The sequence below is a fragment of the Pseudomonas spelaei genome (genome assembly GCF_009724245.1).
Classification (GTDB): domain Bacteria; phylum Pseudomonadota; class Gammaproteobacteria; order Pseudomonadales; family Pseudomonadaceae; genus Aquipseudomonas; species Aquipseudomonas spelaei.
Genome location: NZ_WNNK01000030.1, coordinates 32189 through 46979, shown reverse-complemented (window position 1 = coordinate 46979; position 14791 = coordinate 32189). Strand labels below are relative to the sequence as shown.

Here is a 14791-nt window from a genome sequence, read left to right as displayed (position 1 = left end):
TGGCATGGAAATTAAAGTACATGTCATGTACTTTCAATGCAAGAAACATTTATTAATCTATGCTGAGTCAAGTACATGACATATCCGCCTGATCCGTTAGACTGTGCCCTATCCCGTTTACAAGGACCTCACATGCCCCTTAGTGCCTACCTTCACACCGTCGACCTGTGCGTGCTGTTTTATTGCCGTGCCTCGGGGGAATTGAAGCTGCTGCTGAACCAGCGTGAAGCCGATCCCTTCGTCGGGCATTGGGCGCTGCCGGGGGTGGTGGTGAACGGCGGCGTGCAAGATCTAAGCCTCAAGGATGCGGTGGAGCGCTTGCGCGCCAGCGACAAGGTCGGCCTACCCCTGGCCTGGAGCGAGCAAGTGGGCACCGTCGGCGATGCCTTCCGCGACCCACGCTGCTGGTCGTCATCCACCTACTACCTGGCGATTGTTGATCAAGAATGGCCGCTGGGCGCACATCAGGCCTGGTTCTCCCTCAAGGCCGTGGCCGATGGCAGCATCAAGCTGCCCTTCGATCACAACGTCATCGTCGCCGCGGTACTGGAGCGGCTGTTTTCCAAGTCGCTGTACAGCAATGTGCCGCTGCTGTTTTTGGGGCGTGAATTCAGTGCGCCGGAAGCCACCACGATTTTCTCGCTGGTGCTGGCACGGCCAGTGCTCAAGACCAGCATCCGTCAGCGCTTGCTGAAATTGACTGAGGCGGGGTATTTGCGGGAAACGGGGCGCAAGAAGCAGGGCGACGGAGGCAGGCCCCAGGCAACGGTGGAGAACCTGAAGCCTGGGGAGGTTTATTTCTTTGATCGCAGCTTTTCCGAATGAGTGGGCGCTGACTCAGCTCATCCAGTTTCCACCGTCCACGTTATAGGTCTGCGCCACCACGTAATCAGCGTCCTGGGAGGCAAGGAAAATCGCCATGCCGGTGAGGTCTTCCGCCGTGCCCATCCGCCCAAACGGCACCTCGGCGCCTACGCGCTTTTTCTTCTCGCCCAACGGTAAACCTTCATGCCTGGCGAACAGCGCATCCACCCCGTCCCAATGTTCACCATCCACCACGCCGGGGGCGATGGCGTTCACATTGATCCCCTGCTTGATCAGGTTCAGCCCGGCGGATTGGGTCAGGCTGATCACCGCCGCCTTGCTCGCGCAGTACACCGCCACCAGCGCCTCACCCCGGCGCCCGGCCTGGCTGGCCATGTTGATGATCTTGCCGCCGTGGCCCTGTTGGATCATCTGCCGCGCGGCGGACTGCAGGGTGAACAGCGTGCCGGCGACGTTGATGGAAAACAGGCGGTCGAAGCTTTCCCGGGTGATGTCGACGATAGGTGCCAGGTCGAACAGCGCGGCGTTGTTGACCAGGATGTCGAGCTTGCCGGCCTGGGCCACCACTGCCGCAATCGCAGCGTCGATGGAGGCTTGGTCAGTCACGTCCATCTCTACCGCGTAAGCCATCGGGCCCAGCTCCGCCGCCGTGGTCTGGGCACGCTGCAGGTTGATGTCGGCAATGGCTACGGTCGCGCCCTCGGCGATGTAGGCCTGGGCAAAGGTTCGGCCGATGCCACGGGCGGACCCAGTGATCAGTGCGCTTTTACCGTCCAGTCGTTTCATTGAATATTCATCCGTCTTGAAAAGTGATTACTTCGGATATCCGGCGCGTTTCATCTCGCGCTCGGTGGTGGACTGCGCCTGGGCCAGCGCCTGGTCGACGCTCATCCCGCCGGTGAGCGCGGCCGAGAACAACTTGCCCACGGAGGTGCCAATGGCCTGGAACTCGGGAATGGTCACGTACTGGATGCCCACGTACGGCACCGGCTGCGCGGAGGGATGCGCCGGGTCGGCATGCTGCATCATCTGCAAGGTGACGTTGGCAAACGGTGCAGCCTTCAAGTACGCCTCGTTGTAAGTGGACTGGCGGGTGCCCGGCGGTACGTTGGTGATGCCCTCCTTGTCCGCCACCAACTGGATGTAGTCCTTGGACGTGGCCCAGGTGATAAAGGCCTTGGCCGCGTCCTTATGCTTGGAAGTCGCGGGTATCGCCAAGGACCATGCGTACAGCCAGGACGAACCCTTGTCGGTGACTTCGGTGGGTGCTGCGACAAAGCCCACGCGGTCGGCCACCTTGCTTTGGCTGGTGTCGGTGGTGAAGGAGCCGGCAACGCTGGCATCCACCCAGATCGCACACTTGCCGCTGTTGAACAGCGCCAGGGTTTCGTTGAAACCGTTGCTCGATACGCCGGGCGGACCGTACTTCTTGAGGGTATCGACGTAGAAATTCGCCGCCGCCGCCCACTCAGGGCTGGTGAGCTGCGGTGTCCATTGTTCGTCGAACCAGCGCGCGCCGAAAGCATTGGCCATGGTGCTCAGCAAGGCCGTGTTCTCGCCCCACCCGGCCTTGCCCCGCAGGCACATGCCGTACTGGTCTTTTGCCGGGGCGTGCAGTTTGGCGGCGAACTCGCCGAGCTGGGTCCAGGTGGGGTGTTCCGGCATGTTCAGGCCCGCCTGTTGGAACAGGTCGGTGCGGTAGTAAGTGAGCGTGCTTTCGCCATAGAACGGCAAGGCATAGAGCGTGTTATTGAGCGACAGCCCCTGGCGCACCGAGGGGAAGATATCGTCAACGTCGTACTCGGGAGGCAATTGGGTCAGCGGCTCCAGCCAGTGCTTGGCGGCCCATAGCGGGGTTTCATAAGTGCCAATGGTCAGCACATCGAACTGACCGCCCTGGGTCGCGATGTCGGTGGTCAGGCGTTGGCGCAGGACGTTCTCTTCCAGCACCACCCAGTTGAGCTTTACCTCGGGATGCTGCTGTTCGAACACCTTGGAGAGCCGCTGCATGCGGATCATGTCGCTGTTGTTGACCGTGGCGATGGTGACGGTGTCTGCTGCGTGGCCGGCGATGACCACTGACAGGCCTGTGATCAGCAAAAGCGCTTTCGGGGTATTGATCATGCTGCCCTCCGCCCCGTGCCGTAGACGACGGGAGCTATTATTTTTGTTTTTGACGACTCGATTACAGCAGCTTGGAAGGGGTCGGACAAACGCGTGACGGACACTGTTCCGGTACTTTTTTAACCGAGCATCCAGGATCAAAAAAGTATCAGTCACAGGCAAAACCAAGAGTAGCTACCACTGGCCGAAAGAGCGTACTTTGGTGCTATTCCAAGACCCCATAAGGGCCAAACCCATGCCTGACGGCCACGCCGCCCTGTTCGAGCAACGTCCTGCCGAGCTGGAAGTGATTGTTCCTGAACCCGATCATGCCTTTCGCTGGTACGAACACGACTATCCGTACGATCTCGCCCGCTGGAATCACCACCCCGAATTCGAGATCCACCTGATCCGCCAAGGCAGCGGCAAGTTGGTGGCGGGTGACTATATTGGTGCGTTTGGCGCCGGCCATGTGGCACTGATCGGCCCCGACCTGCCCCACGACTGGATTGGCGACCTGGCGCCCGGCGAGTATCTGACGGGGCGCGATGTGGTGCTGCAATTCGATGGCGCAGCGTTGCTGGCGTTACGTGGCACGCTGCCAGAGTTGGGGGATCTGCAAGGGCTGTTTGAACGGGCTCGACGTGGCCTGGAATTTACCGGTGAGACCGCTACTCGTGCGGCAGCCCTGCTTGAGGCCATCGGGCCGGCGCAAGGGCTCAACCGCCTGATTTTGTTTATGCAGTTGCTGCAAGCGCTGGCGGTGGCGCCGTCACTGGAGTCTCACCCACTGGCCAGCGCTTGCTACACGCCGACGCTGGATGCCCGCAGTTCCGCGCGGATCCACAAGGCCTTCGACTACCTGATGACAGAGCTGACCGGCGATGTGCGCCTGTCGGTGATCGCCCAGCGTTTGAAGATGAGCGAGCCTGGCTTTTCGCGCTTCTTCAAGCGGGTCACCGGCCACGGTTTTATTGATCTGATGCGCAAGTTCAGGGTCCAGCGCGCCTGCCGGCTGTTATTGCAGACCAAGATGTCGGTGGCCGATATCTGCTTTGAAGTGGGCTACGCCAACCTCTCCAACTTCAACCGGCACTTTCGTATCGAAATGAACCAGACGCCCAGCGAGTATCGGCGTGAAACCGCGCGGTACCTGTTTCATCGTAATGGCGATCAAGCGTTGCCGTTTACCAAAGCGCATTGAGCCAGGCGTACCACGTCCAGGTCGACATCTGCCCGTTCCCGTTCGCCATCCTCCAGAAACCAGGCCGCCGACAACCCGGCATGAGCCACAACCCATTGCAGCAGGCGCTGGCGGGTCAGCCCGGCAGCGTGGGCAATGACCTCGACCTGCCGGTTGAAACGCACCGGATCAGCGCAGGTCGGCAAGTCCGGATTGCAGATCAGGTTGGCGTAGTCGTAGCCCCGCTCGCCCATCACCCGCTTCGGGTCGATGGCCAGCCAGCCCCGTGGGCCGAAGTCGAGGATGTTGTCGTGGTGTACATCACCGTGCAGCACCACGATGTCCTGCTGTGAAGCCAATAACGTGCGCGCCGTCGCTGCGCAGTCGAGCAACGGCCCGCCTTCGTGCTCGGCAGCAGTCCATAGCGACTCAAACCATCGTTCCAGGGAAAACAACCCCGGCGGCGGTGACGGCCTCGGCGCGTGCAACCGGGCGACGGTGGCACAAGCGATGCGGCTGGCTTCGTCGTCCTGGCCATTGAGGGCCATCTGCATCAAGGAACCTGGGCCGGTGGCGCGCTCCATCACCAGTGCATTGGCGTCATGGGCGAAGACCCGCGCCGCGCCCTCACCCGCCCACCAATTCATCAACAGGCCGCCGAGTTTTTCTTCGGGCGTATGGGCGATTTTCAGCATCGCAGGCATACCTTGCCAGCGTACCGGCAGCAGATGACTGCCGGGAGTGATGATGGCGTCGCCGTCCGGGGTCAACTTCCAGCGTTGTACATAGTGATCAAACATCTCAGGGCTCCCTGTTCATTGCTCGGCAGGATGCCACAAACCAGAAGCCAGGTTTCTGACCAAAAGGTCGGCTAATTCGACATTTTTCTATCCACTTCAAGCAATTGACAAAAGTTGGTACAGCCTGTGCAAACGTTTGCGAATCGAACTTGACCGCCAACTGGCGACATGTTCACCTCACACCCGGTGAATCGGGTCCAAACCGCGTACGAACAGGGATTTTCAATGCAATCAACCTCCAGACGCCCCGCGTCGGCCACCACTTTGGGTGTTTCCTTGCTACTGGCTGCCGTTACGGGAGTACTCAGCGCGCCCACTTTCGGGCAGCAAGCGCCCGCTGATGACTCAGCACAGGGCGAAACCCTGGCCCCGGAAGCCAGCCCATCGAAAAAAGGCGTTTACCTGTCGGACTGGTTCAACCAGGACCTGACGGTCATTGGCAGCAAAGACATCAGCTTCGGCCCAAAACCTGCTGACGACGTGTATCTGGAGTACGAATACTTCGGCCGCAAAGGGCCCTTCGAGCTCTATGGCTACATCGACATCCCGAAGATCTTCGGCATCGGTAACGCCAATGACAAAGGCGCCTGGGACCACGGTTCCCCGGTGTTCATGGAGCACGAGCCACGTATCTCCATCGACTACCTGGCCGGCCGCAGCCTGGCCATCGGGCCGTTCAAGGAATGGTACGTCGCCTTCGACTGGATCTACGACCACGGCAGCAACAAGGCCAACCGCGCCAACACCCTCTACAGTGGTCTGGGCACCGACATCGAGACCCATTCACGGGTCAACCTGTCGGCCAACTTCTATGGGCGCTACCAGTGGGAAAACTACGGCGCCAGCAATGAATATTCCTGGGACGGCTACCGCGCACAAATGAAGTACATCGTGCCCATCAGCAGCTTTGATAACGGCGCGTCGCTCACCTATATCGGTTTTACCAACTACGATTTCGGTTCGGACTTGCACAAGGACAACCCGGCGCGTACCGCCAACTCCCTGGTTGCAACCAACGTGCTGTTGTATTCGTTCACTCACCTGCGTTTTACCCTGGTGGGTCGCTACTTCCACAACGGCGGCAACTGGGAAGACGGCAGTGAGCTGAATTTCGGCGACGGCAATTTCCGCGCCCGGTCCAATGGCTGGGGTTATTACGCCGGTGTGGGTTATCAATTCTGAGTGCGCGTTTACTTGATAAAGGAGAAATGGATGACTACGTTTGCCCGCCTTTCAATCGCCATCGGCCTGGCCGTGGGTTCCTTGTTGCCCCAGGCAGTGCTGGCCAATACCCCGGCGCCGATCAAGCCCAAAGTGGTGCTGATCACCATGTTCGCCCCCGAGGCGCAGAACTGGATTGATCGCCTGGAGCTCAAGCAGGAAGTCCGCGTGCCGGGCTTGTCCGCCGAATACCCAGTGATCCGCTGCAACACCCAGGACGTGTGCCTGCTGGTGACCGGCATGGGCCAGACCAACGCCGCCGCCTCCACGCTGGCCCTGGCGTTGTCGCCCAAGTTCGACCTGCGCCAGAGCTACTTCCTGATTGCCGGGATTGCCGGGATCAGCCCGAAACACGGCACCATTGGCACAGCCGCATGGGCCCACTACCTGGTGGAGTTCGGTACGCAATGGGAGCTGGATTCCCGTGACGCACCCAAGGATTGGCCGACCGGTTATATCGGCATCAACACCAAGGGCCCGAATGAAAAACCGCCGCTGGACTACAAGACCGAAGTTTTCGAGCTGAACCCGAAACTGCAGGCCAAGGCCTTTGCCCTGTCGCACAAGGTCGAACTCAGTGAAAGCAAAGAGTCCACGGCGTGGCGCAAGCATTACCCGAATGCGCCGGCCAACCAGCCACCCCAGGTCACCCAGTGCGACACCGTGGCGGGCAACACCTGGTTCTCCGGGACACGCCTGAGCGAGCGCGCCGAAGTCTGGACCAAGTTGTTGACGGACAACAAAGGCGAGTACTGCACCACCCAGCAGGAAGACAACTCCACCTATGAAGCGCTGCTGCGGGCCAGCCGTGAAGGCCTGGTGGATATCCAGCGCCTGGCGGTGGTGCGTGCCGGGTCTGATTTCGACCGGCCGTACCCGGGTTACAGCGAAGTGGACAACCTGCTGAAATATGCGGACCAGGGCGGGTTTGTGCCGGCGCTGGAAAACCTGTATCGCACAGGTAACCCGTTGGTGCAGACGATTCTGAAGAACTGGTCGGCGTGGGAGAAAGGGGTTCCTGAAGCCTAACCTCCCGGACACCAGAGATCAAATGTGGGAGCGGGCTTGCTCGCTCCCACACTGACAGCGTCAGGGCAGGAAGATAATCTTGTCCGTACTGCCCCGATTCACTTCCTCGTAGCACCGCACGCCCTCCGCCAGCGGCACCTCTCGCAACCCCGTCGGCAACGGCAACAACCCTTCATCGAAGAATCGCCCGAACTGCTCCAGCATCAGCGCGCAGGCCTCGCTGTTGTAGAGCAACGAATTGATCCCCACCACCGAGCCACCCTTGCGGTACAACGCCAGGGCGGGCAGTTGCACATGACCGTCCACCGGAGCCGCAATGATCGCGATGCGACCAAAGGGTGCCAGGGCCGAAACCGCCGCCGGTAGCCAGAACCCCGTGGTGTCGAAGATCACATCGGCGCCGCCCAATACCGCGTTCACCTGTGCCGACAAATCCTCAGGTTTGTCCAAGGCAATCGCTTCAAAGCCCTGGGCCTTCAACGCCTCGACCTGCTCGGGCCGCCGTACCGCTGCCAACACCTGCGCTCCACGAATTTTCGCCAGGGCCAAGGCCGCGCTGCCCACCGCACCATTAGCACCGATCACCAGCAATCGCGTGCCTTTGCCTACCCCGCTACGCTCCAGGGCATCCCAAGCCGTGGTGTAGGGCACACCGAGGCTGGCCGCCTGGGCAAAACTCAAATGGCTGGGCTTGTGGGCCACCCCCTTGGCCGACACTGTGAGGTACTGGCTGTGGGAGCCGTCGGCGAAGAAACCCAGGTCACGACCGGTGCCCCAGACTTCCCGGCCCAAAAGCGCCCGCGGGCCGTCCACCACAACGCCGGCAAAGTCACGACCGGGAATACGCGGCAACGTGGTGTAGGGGAAACGCCCGAGCACGTTCTTGACATCGCTGGGGTTCAACCCGGCCGCTTTGACCTGTACCAAAACCTCACCGGCAGCCGGTACCGGTGTGGCCACCTCAACATAGTCCAGGGCAGCGAGATCGCCGGTGGCGCAAAACTGCAGTGCTTTCATGTGGCGAATATCCCTTGAAGGTCAGAAAAATTCAGGACAACCAGCCGCTGATCAATTGACGGCCCATGGGCCAGAGCTTTTCGCCCATGAGCATGCCCATCAGCCCTACCAGGGCAATGGCCGGAGGCGCAGGCGAGCGAAAGTCCAGGGCACCGTAAAGCACGCCGACAAACAGGCCGATGGCCAGGGAAATCAGGTAACTCATGGGGCACTCCGCAGCGGTGGTCGATGCGGTCAGTGTAAGGAGCGTAGCCTGGTGCAATCGGCCAGGTGCTTCTGGATTTCGGCCAACCCTCAGGTTCCGTATTGCGACGGCGCCACGCCCAGTTCCCGGCGAAACATGTCGCTGAAACTGCTGGGGGAATAACCCAGGGATCGGGCGATACTGCTGACTGATTGGCCCTGGATCAACTCGGCCACGGCGGTGGCCAGTTGCACCTGTCGGCGCCATTCGGCAAAGCCCATGCCCAGGCTGTTCTGGAACAGGCGGGCCAGGGTGCGCACGCTGGCGCCGGCCATTTCGGCGTGCTGCTCGAAGGGAATGTCCAGGGAGGGCGCCGCCATCACCGCCTGACAAGCATTCAGCAAACGCCGGTCGGCACCTTCAGGCAAGGCGATGCGGATGGCCGAGCGCCGGGCGCGCTGCAACTCCAGCAGGGCCAGGCCCACGACGGCGTCGTAGTAGGCATCAAAGCGGTCGCCCTGCTCTACCAGCGTCACGATCAACTCGCGCAACAGGCCACCGACCTCAATCACCTGTACCTGACTGTCCAACGTCACCGCCAGGGCCGGGCGCAAATAGATATTACGCATCTGCAAGTCCGAGACCACGCGAATGGCGTGCGTAACGCCCGGCGGCAGCCACACCGCCCGCTGCGGCGGCACCACCAACGCTTCCCGGGGTGTCTCGACCCACATCACCCCGCTCATGGCGTAGAGCAACTGGCCCCAGTCGTGCTGATGGGGTTCCACATACAGCCCACGCGGGTAGGTGCGGGCCAAAGGCTGAACGGGGACGCCGTGATCGCTGAGGTCGGGAGGTGCGGCAAGGGCCATGGACGGCACATCACTCAAGGCTGGAACCGCCATGTTAATGATCAACGGCCGACAATCCGAGTGAATTTTTACAACGCCACGGGATCACTTGAAGACACAAGGAGGGTCAACGGATCCATGAACAACGCAAAGCTTTTCGTCATCGACTACACGCTGCACGGCCAGCCCAAGTCTTTCATCATCCGCCTGGAGAAACTCGACACGCCCGAAGCCTGGCATTGGGCAAGCTGCGATGCCGGTGTGGGCCGAATCGGCCGGTTTGCCCGGGAGCAGGTGAAGAAGACCAGCCAGCTCCAGGCCCAACAGTTCGGCATCGACAATGTGCAATGGCGCCGCTCGGGTGGCTGACTCAGAACAACCACTGCCCGATCAACCACGCGTTCGCCCCGCTGATCACGGCAAACAGGCTCCAGGCCAATAGCCGCGTCGGCAGGCGATTGACGAACGGCCCCATGAGTTGTTTATCACCGGTCATGCGAATCAAGGGATACAACGCAAACGGCAATTGCAGGCTGAGTACCACCTGGCTGAGGATCAGCAATTTGCCGATGGCACTGTCCCCCATCAGCCACACCCCGAGAAACGCCGGGATCAGCGCCAGGCCACGGGTGATCAGGCGCCGTTGCCAGCAGGGAATCCGCAGGTTGAGATAGCCCTCCATGATCACCTGCCCGGCAATGGTGCCGGTGAACGTGGAACTCTGTCCGGACGCCAGCAGCGCTACGCCGAACAGCACACTGGCGAAGGCGCCACCCACCAGCGGGTCCAACAGGTGGTAGGCGTCCTGGATTTCCACCACCTCGGTATGCCCGGTCTGGTGGAAGGCTGCGGCAGCCAGGATCAGGATCGCCGCGTTGACCAGCAGCGCCAGGGCCAGGGAGCCAATGGTGTCGATCCGCGCCAGCTTGACCGCATCCTGACGGCTGGCCAGGTCCTTGCCGAACAGCCGGGTTTGCACGATAGACGTGTGCAGGTACAGGTTATGCGGCATCACCGTGGCACCGAGAATCCCGATGGCCAGGTACAACGGCGCAGCGTCACTGATGGCCGACAACGACGGCGTGAAACCCCGGAACACATCCGGCCAGTAAGGTTTGATCAACACCAGTTCGACAAAAAAACACACGCCGATGGTCGCCACCAGCGCCAGCATGATCGCCTCCAGACGACGGAAACCGCGATTTTGCAGGGCCAGAATCAGCAGCGTATCGAAGGCGGTAATGACAATCCCGGAGGTCAGCGACACGCCCAGCAGCAAGTGGAACGCCAGGGCGCAACCGAGGACTTCAGCGAGGTCGGTGGCAATGATCGAGATTTCCGCCAAGATCCATTGGGTGAACGAGGCGCGCTTGCTGTAGCGCTCGCGGCTCAGTTGCGCCAGGTCTTTGCCGGTGGCGATTCCCAATCGCGAGCACAGGCACTGCACCGCCATCCCCGCGAGGCTCGCCAGCAACACCACGAACAACAGGTTGTAGCCGTAGCGTGAGCCGGCCTCGATGGCCGTGGCCCAGTTGCCCGGGTCCATGTAACCGATGGAAACCAGCAGGCCGGGCCCGGCAAAGGCAAAGATTCGCTTGAAAAACGAAGCCCTGGGGTCGACGACAATAGTGCCGGCCACTTCCGGTGGGCAGAACGGGGCAGTAGCGACTTTCGGCAGGCTGAATTTCACGCGGGTACCCGGCAAACACACAAGACAAGGGCGCAGCTTATCAGTCGGACGCGACCGTGCGCATCACCGTCTCCCGAGGTAAATCAAACGCCTCGACGACTTTCACCACCAGGTCCATTTCCTGATTCAGCGCCTCGCGCTCCATGCGCTCGCGAATCACCCCGATCACCAGCACCGCCAAGGTGGTGATGGAATATGCCGGCCCGGAAAAAGCCCGTACACCGGTGACCAGCAACATCGCCGCCGCCAGTGCCTGGCCCACCACCGGGATTGCGGTCGCGGCACCACGGCGCAGGATAAAGCCGGTCAACCCGGCCAGTGCAGTGCCGCTCAGTGCCGTTGTGGCGGAGCGACCCACATCGAAGCGATTGAAAAAACCCTGCTCCTTTTGCGCAGCGGCCTTGAGCTGCGCCTCGAACACTTGCCGGTCGGCCTGGCTGAGTTTGTCCTTGTACTGCTCAATCAGCGTCTCGGCGACCTGGGCTTCGATGTCTGCCAGTGCGACCTTTTCGATAGGTTCATCAAACTTGATCCCCGCCCGCTGCGCCACATCCTGGGCCATTTCGCGGTAGCTGACGCCATGGCCGCGTGCCAGGTTCATGAAGGTGTCGCCGCCCATGCGCTGTAGTTCCACGGCCAGTTTCAACGGCTCGCGTACCGTGGCGTCGATCGTCGCGCTGCGTTTTTGCGCCATCAACTCAGCGAGAAACTTCAACTCTTCCGGCCGTGCCTGCACCAGCAACGGGAACAGGTCGACATCGTCCTCGGCAAAGCGCACCTCACTGCTGCGCTGATCAGCGCGGATCATGCCGCGGCGCTCCTGCAACAGGTCGGTGTATTGCACCACCGTCTTCAACTGCGGCCAGTAGGCGGCGTGGTCGAACGTGGCCAGGTGCACATTCGCCACCTTGGCCTTGAGCGCCGGCGTCACAGGGATTGCGTAACGCCCGATGCAGCGTTCGGTATCCGGTTTGAGCGCCAGCGCCCAGTCCTTGCTGGAATGGCAGTTGATCAACCGGCCCTTGAGGGGCGCCGAGACTTGATCCCACGGGCTGGAGGTACAAATCGCGCCGCCCATCAGCAGCAGATTATTCAATGGCAGCTCACGGGCTGTTTCGGGGTTCGCCAACAGGCTCTTGACCAGAATCCGGGCACCCAGGGAATGGCCGATCAGGTTGATCCGTCGAACGTTGATGGATTCGCGATGCAGGTAGTTGGCCAACTCGGGCAGCAGACTTTTCGCCACCTCATCGACTCGAGCCTCGACACTTTTGTAGTGGTCGAGGAAATAGGCAATCGCCTTGCCCAACCCGATCGTCGCCGCGCCCAGGGTGCCGCCGCCGAGCATCGAGGCGATCACATCCTTGAACGGTGCAAACAGGTTCTCCAGAAAATGCCCCGCCGGCCAGAACAGCATCAGGTTGGTCGAACCGTCGATGCTCGCCAGTTGTTCGGTGAAGTTGCCCAGCTGTTGCTGATTGAAGAACGCCGAGTAGCCGTGAACGTAGAGATTGAGCACTTCCCCTTGAGGCTCGCCACACCGCACGAACGTGGGCTTGCGGGTGCGGTGCATTTCATCCCACTGGTGTTGCATGGGGCGGTGACTCCGGGTGGCGGTGGGGAGGCGATAGTAGCAAAGGGCACGCGCGGAAATTGTGAAAAATTGGCCTGTCAAATCCCAGTCTCCGCTCGTCGGAACTGGTATTTTTCACAGGTTTCCCAGATTTCGAGAGGGTGAATAATAACGTCGTAAACACGTTGAGAAATCGCTTCAACGATAACGCTGCTGTTCCGACAGCATGGGATTATTTCAAGTGCCCAGCGTGCACAACAGGAGCACCACCATGAGTAAGGTAAAACTGACCACTTCTGTTGGAGTAGTTATTTTGGAGCTTGATGGGTCGGGGCGCGGGTGTAAATATTTGTTCGATTTAATTGTAAGATCTATTCAGACCTCGTATAAAAATCATTATTTACGCGACTGATAAAACTCAAGACGTGTGTATTGACTGGGATACCTCATCCATATTAAAAGGAAACTCATATCATGATCAATTACAAGCAAGGTGGCTATACAGCAGCCAGCGTAACTTCTCTATGGGGAGGAGGAGCGGATTTTCACCTCCCAGGGACAAAGTGGTACGAGGGGCCAGTAAATAAAGATGGCGGCGCTGATAAGCAAGGAGCCCCCTATGATGCAAACAAAGTTAAGTACTGGCACCCACGAGGATGTAGTTGCAAGTACTGCATAAACAATTATGAGGGATCATGGCAGCTTGGCCATCCTGAATTCAATGAAAAACCCCCAGTTTATTGGGACGCAGGCGTAATAAACATTAACAAGGATAACGCGGCGGCGAAGTTGCGTGAAATGATTGAAGATTTAGCGTACAGGCTGGATGGGCAACCTATTGCAGGTCTCTTTATTCCTGACGGGGCAAGATACAAGCTAGGTTTTTTAATCAACGGAGGAGGAGATGGAAACCCGACAATGTCTCCCGAGGAAATGATAGATAAGATTTTTTCAGCTGCATTAACCGGTTCATTTAAGCAGGAAGTAGAGTTTGTTAATAGTAGAAAAAGTACACTGCATGTTAAAGTTGATATTATGTTGGTGCCTTTTTAAATGCATGCAACGCACAAGAAGTTTGAATAAGCGAAGGTGATCTTGATCTGACGATTACCAGAGTCCCTGGCTATAATCGTCAGGTTAAGTTCTTTGCAGTTATTTGTGATATATCAATAAAGAAATGAAAAAAAGCACATTACCAGGGAGTCCTAAACGTAGTCGGCATGTTCGCGTGGGCCATCTGGGCGAAGATCCTCTAGGTTCCCATATCCCAGCGCCAGGCCAATCAGACCAGCCCCACACCGCCTTCCAGTTGCAGCCAACAGCCCTCGCGCTTATAGTTCGTGCGCTTGCAGGCTTCGGTCGGCAGCAGGGTTTCGCAGCCCTAACAGATACGTGTAATACCCCGGCATCATGAAACCACAGCGGTCGCGTCTGCGCCGCCGGTATGTTTTATGGCGGCTGTGTGTGGGAGACCTTCGGGTCTGCCGGGTTCCTCGTATCCTCGGTCTGCGAACCCGCACACAGCTGCCACCCATTTCATTTCGCAGTGAATGGTGGTTGTTCTTTCGATACGAGGAGCTACACCATGACGCTAGATACATCGCCCGACCGCTACACCCCCCTCACCCGCATCGCCACTGACACGCCCGTCCTTTTAATCGACAACCAAGCGCCCTTGCTCGACCTGCACGCCTGCGTCAGTGAACGCCTGCGCGCCGCGCTTGGCCTGATCACCACCCTGGCCTGCACCACGCTCAATGACACCGACGAACGAGATCTCAACACCCTGGCCAACGTCGCCCGGGTGTTGCTGCAAGATGCCAGTGATGTATTTGCAGTGATCGAGCGCCGAGCTTTCTGACGGCCGTAAAAAGCCCGGCGAAACGAGTCCTGTGTGGGAGCTCTCGAGCTTTAGCGAGTCTGCGATAGCGGTGGGTCAGGCACCCTCAATGTTGGCTGTGCCGACGTCATCGCAGCCTCGCTAAAGCTCGACATCTCCCACATTTGATCTTCGCAACGTTGAGCATTGTGTTTGCTTGATAGCCTGCACCACTCAGTTGACAGTGCAAGGCTCGTCTGCAGAAATGAACGTCGTCAGTATGAAGAGGCTTGAACAATGAAAGACGAATACGATTTCAATAACGCCAAACGTGGACCCATTGCCAGCAGCAAAGGCAAAACACGTATCACCCTCATGCTGGATGACGCGGTGATCACATCAGCACACGAACAGGCTGAAAGCGCCGGGACGGGCTATCAGACGGTGATCAACGACCTTCTGCGTCAAGCCTTGCTCTCCCCAGATGCGGGTGTTT

General features: G+C 59.4%; 15 protein-coding genes and 1 pseudogene. 8 read left to right on the top strand and 8 right to left on the bottom strand.

Annotation, left to right across the window (positions count from 1 at the left end):
- Positions 1–132: 132 nt before the first annotated feature.
- A complete protein-coding gene (locus GNF76_RS25710; RefSeq protein ID WP_155585883.1) occupies positions 133–825 on the top strand; it encodes an NUDIX hydrolase in 693 nt (230 codons plus the stop codon).
- A 12-nt stretch (positions 826–837) separates the two neighbouring features.
- On the opposite strand, the gene GNF76_RS25705 is transcribed toward GNF76_RS25710, so the two are convergent.
- On the bottom strand, positions 838–1611 hold the full coding sequence (locus GNF76_RS25705) for an L-iditol 2-dehydrogenase (protein ID WP_155585882.1): 774 nt from the start codon (positions 1609–1611) through the stop codon (positions 838–840).
- Between the two features lie 27 nt (positions 1612–1638).
- Positions 1639–2949 carry an ABC transporter substrate-binding protein gene (locus GNF76_RS25700; protein WP_155585881.1) on the bottom strand — a complete coding sequence of 437 codons (1311 nt, stop codon included), beginning with the start codon at positions 2947–2949 and terminating at the stop codon, positions 1639–1641.
- Between the two features lie 235 nt (positions 2950–3184).
- On the opposite strand from GNF76_RS25700, the gene GNF76_RS25695 reads away from it, so the two are divergent.
- Positions 3185–4132: an AraC family transcriptional regulator gene (locus GNF76_RS25695; protein WP_155585880.1), complete on the top strand. Its 948-nt coding sequence runs from the start codon at positions 3185–3187 to the stop codon at positions 4130–4132.
- On the opposite strand, the gene GNF76_RS25690 is transcribed toward GNF76_RS25695, so the two are convergent.
- Positions 4102–4911, bottom strand: a complete 810-nt coding sequence (locus GNF76_RS25690; RefSeq protein ID WP_155585879.1) for an aminoglycoside phosphotransferase family protein — start codon at positions 4909–4911, stop codon at positions 4102–4104. The genes GNF76_RS25695 and GNF76_RS25690 overlap by 31 nt on opposite strands.
- A gap of 225 nt (positions 4912–5136) precedes the next feature.
- Between GNF76_RS25690 and GNF76_RS25685 the strand changes: the two genes are divergently transcribed.
- A complete protein-coding gene (locus GNF76_RS25685) occupies positions 5137–6093 on the top strand; it encodes a nucleoside-specific channel-forming protein Tsx (RefSeq protein WP_155585878.1) in 957 nt (318 codons plus the stop codon).
- Positions 6094–6123: 30 nt separating this feature from the next.
- The gene (locus tag GNF76_RS25680) at positions 6124–7161 is read left to right on the top strand and encodes a purine-nucleoside phosphorylase (protein WP_155585877.1); all 1038 of its coding nucleotides are present in this window, start codon (positions 6124–6126) and stop codon (positions 7159–7161) included.
- A gap of 60 nt (positions 7162–7221) precedes the next feature.
- Here the strand turns inward: GNF76_RS25680 and GNF76_RS25675 are convergent, their stop codons facing one another.
- The 3 genes from GNF76_RS25675 to GNF76_RS25665 all read right to left on the bottom strand — a co-directional run bounded on the left by GNF76_RS25675 (position 7222) and on the right by GNF76_RS25665 (position 9234).
- Positions 7222–8178 (bottom strand): quinone oxidoreductase family protein, encoded by a 957-nt coding sequence (locus tag GNF76_RS25675; RefSeq protein WP_155585876.1) that lies wholly within the window; start codon positions 8176–8178, stop codon positions 7222–7224.
- A gap of 31 nt (positions 8179–8209) precedes the next feature.
- A complete protein-coding gene (locus GNF76_RS25670) occupies positions 8210–8383 on the bottom strand; it encodes a DUF1427 family protein (protein ID WP_155585875.1) in 174 nt (57 codons plus the stop codon).
- Between the two features lie 89 nt (positions 8384–8472).
- Positions 8473–9234, bottom strand: a complete 762-nt coding sequence (locus GNF76_RS25665) for an AraC family transcriptional regulator (RefSeq protein ID WP_155585895.1) — start codon at positions 9232–9234, stop codon at positions 8473–8475.
- 117 nt (positions 9235–9351) lie between these two features.
- Here GNF76_RS25665 and GNF76_RS25660 point away from each other — a divergent pair, with 117 nt between their 5' ends.
- Entirely contained in the window at positions 9352–9582 is a 231-nt protein-coding gene (locus GNF76_RS25660) for a DUF6555 family protein (protein WP_155585874.1), read from the top strand.
- Between the two features lies 1 nt (position 9583).
- Here GNF76_RS25660 and GNF76_RS25655 read toward each other — a convergent pair whose 3' ends face one another.
- Together GNF76_RS25655 and GNF76_RS25650 are read right to left on the bottom strand one after the other, a co-directional pair.
- Complete coding sequence (locus tag GNF76_RS25655) at positions 9584–10903, bottom strand: Nramp family divalent metal transporter (protein ID WP_178123586.1); 1320 nt, start codon at positions 10901–10903, stop codon at positions 9584–9586.
- 40 nt (positions 10904–10943) lie between these two features.
- Entirely contained in the window at positions 10944–12497 is a 1554-nt protein-coding gene (locus GNF76_RS25650) for a DUF726 domain-containing protein (protein WP_155585872.1), read from the bottom strand.
- A gap of 453 nt (positions 12498–12950) precedes the next feature.
- On the opposite strand from GNF76_RS25650, the gene GNF76_RS25645 reads away from it, so the two are divergent.
- The 3 genes and pseudogenes from GNF76_RS25645 to GNF76_RS25635 form a co-directional block, all read left to right on the top strand.
- Positions 12951–13529: a hypothetical protein gene (locus GNF76_RS25645; RefSeq protein ID WP_155585871.1), complete on the top strand. Its 579-nt coding sequence runs from the start codon at positions 12951–12953 to the stop codon at positions 13527–13529.
- 532 nt (positions 13530–14061) lie between these two features.
- A complete protein-coding gene (locus GNF76_RS25640; protein WP_155585870.1) occupies positions 14062–14337 on the top strand; it encodes a fructose-bisphosphate aldolase in 276 nt (91 codons plus the stop codon).
- 255 nt (positions 14338–14592) lie between these two features.
- Positions 14593–14775: pseudogene (locus GNF76_RS25635) on the top strand (BrnA antitoxin family protein); the annotation flags it as partial.
- Positions 14776–14791 lie beyond the last annotated feature (16 nt).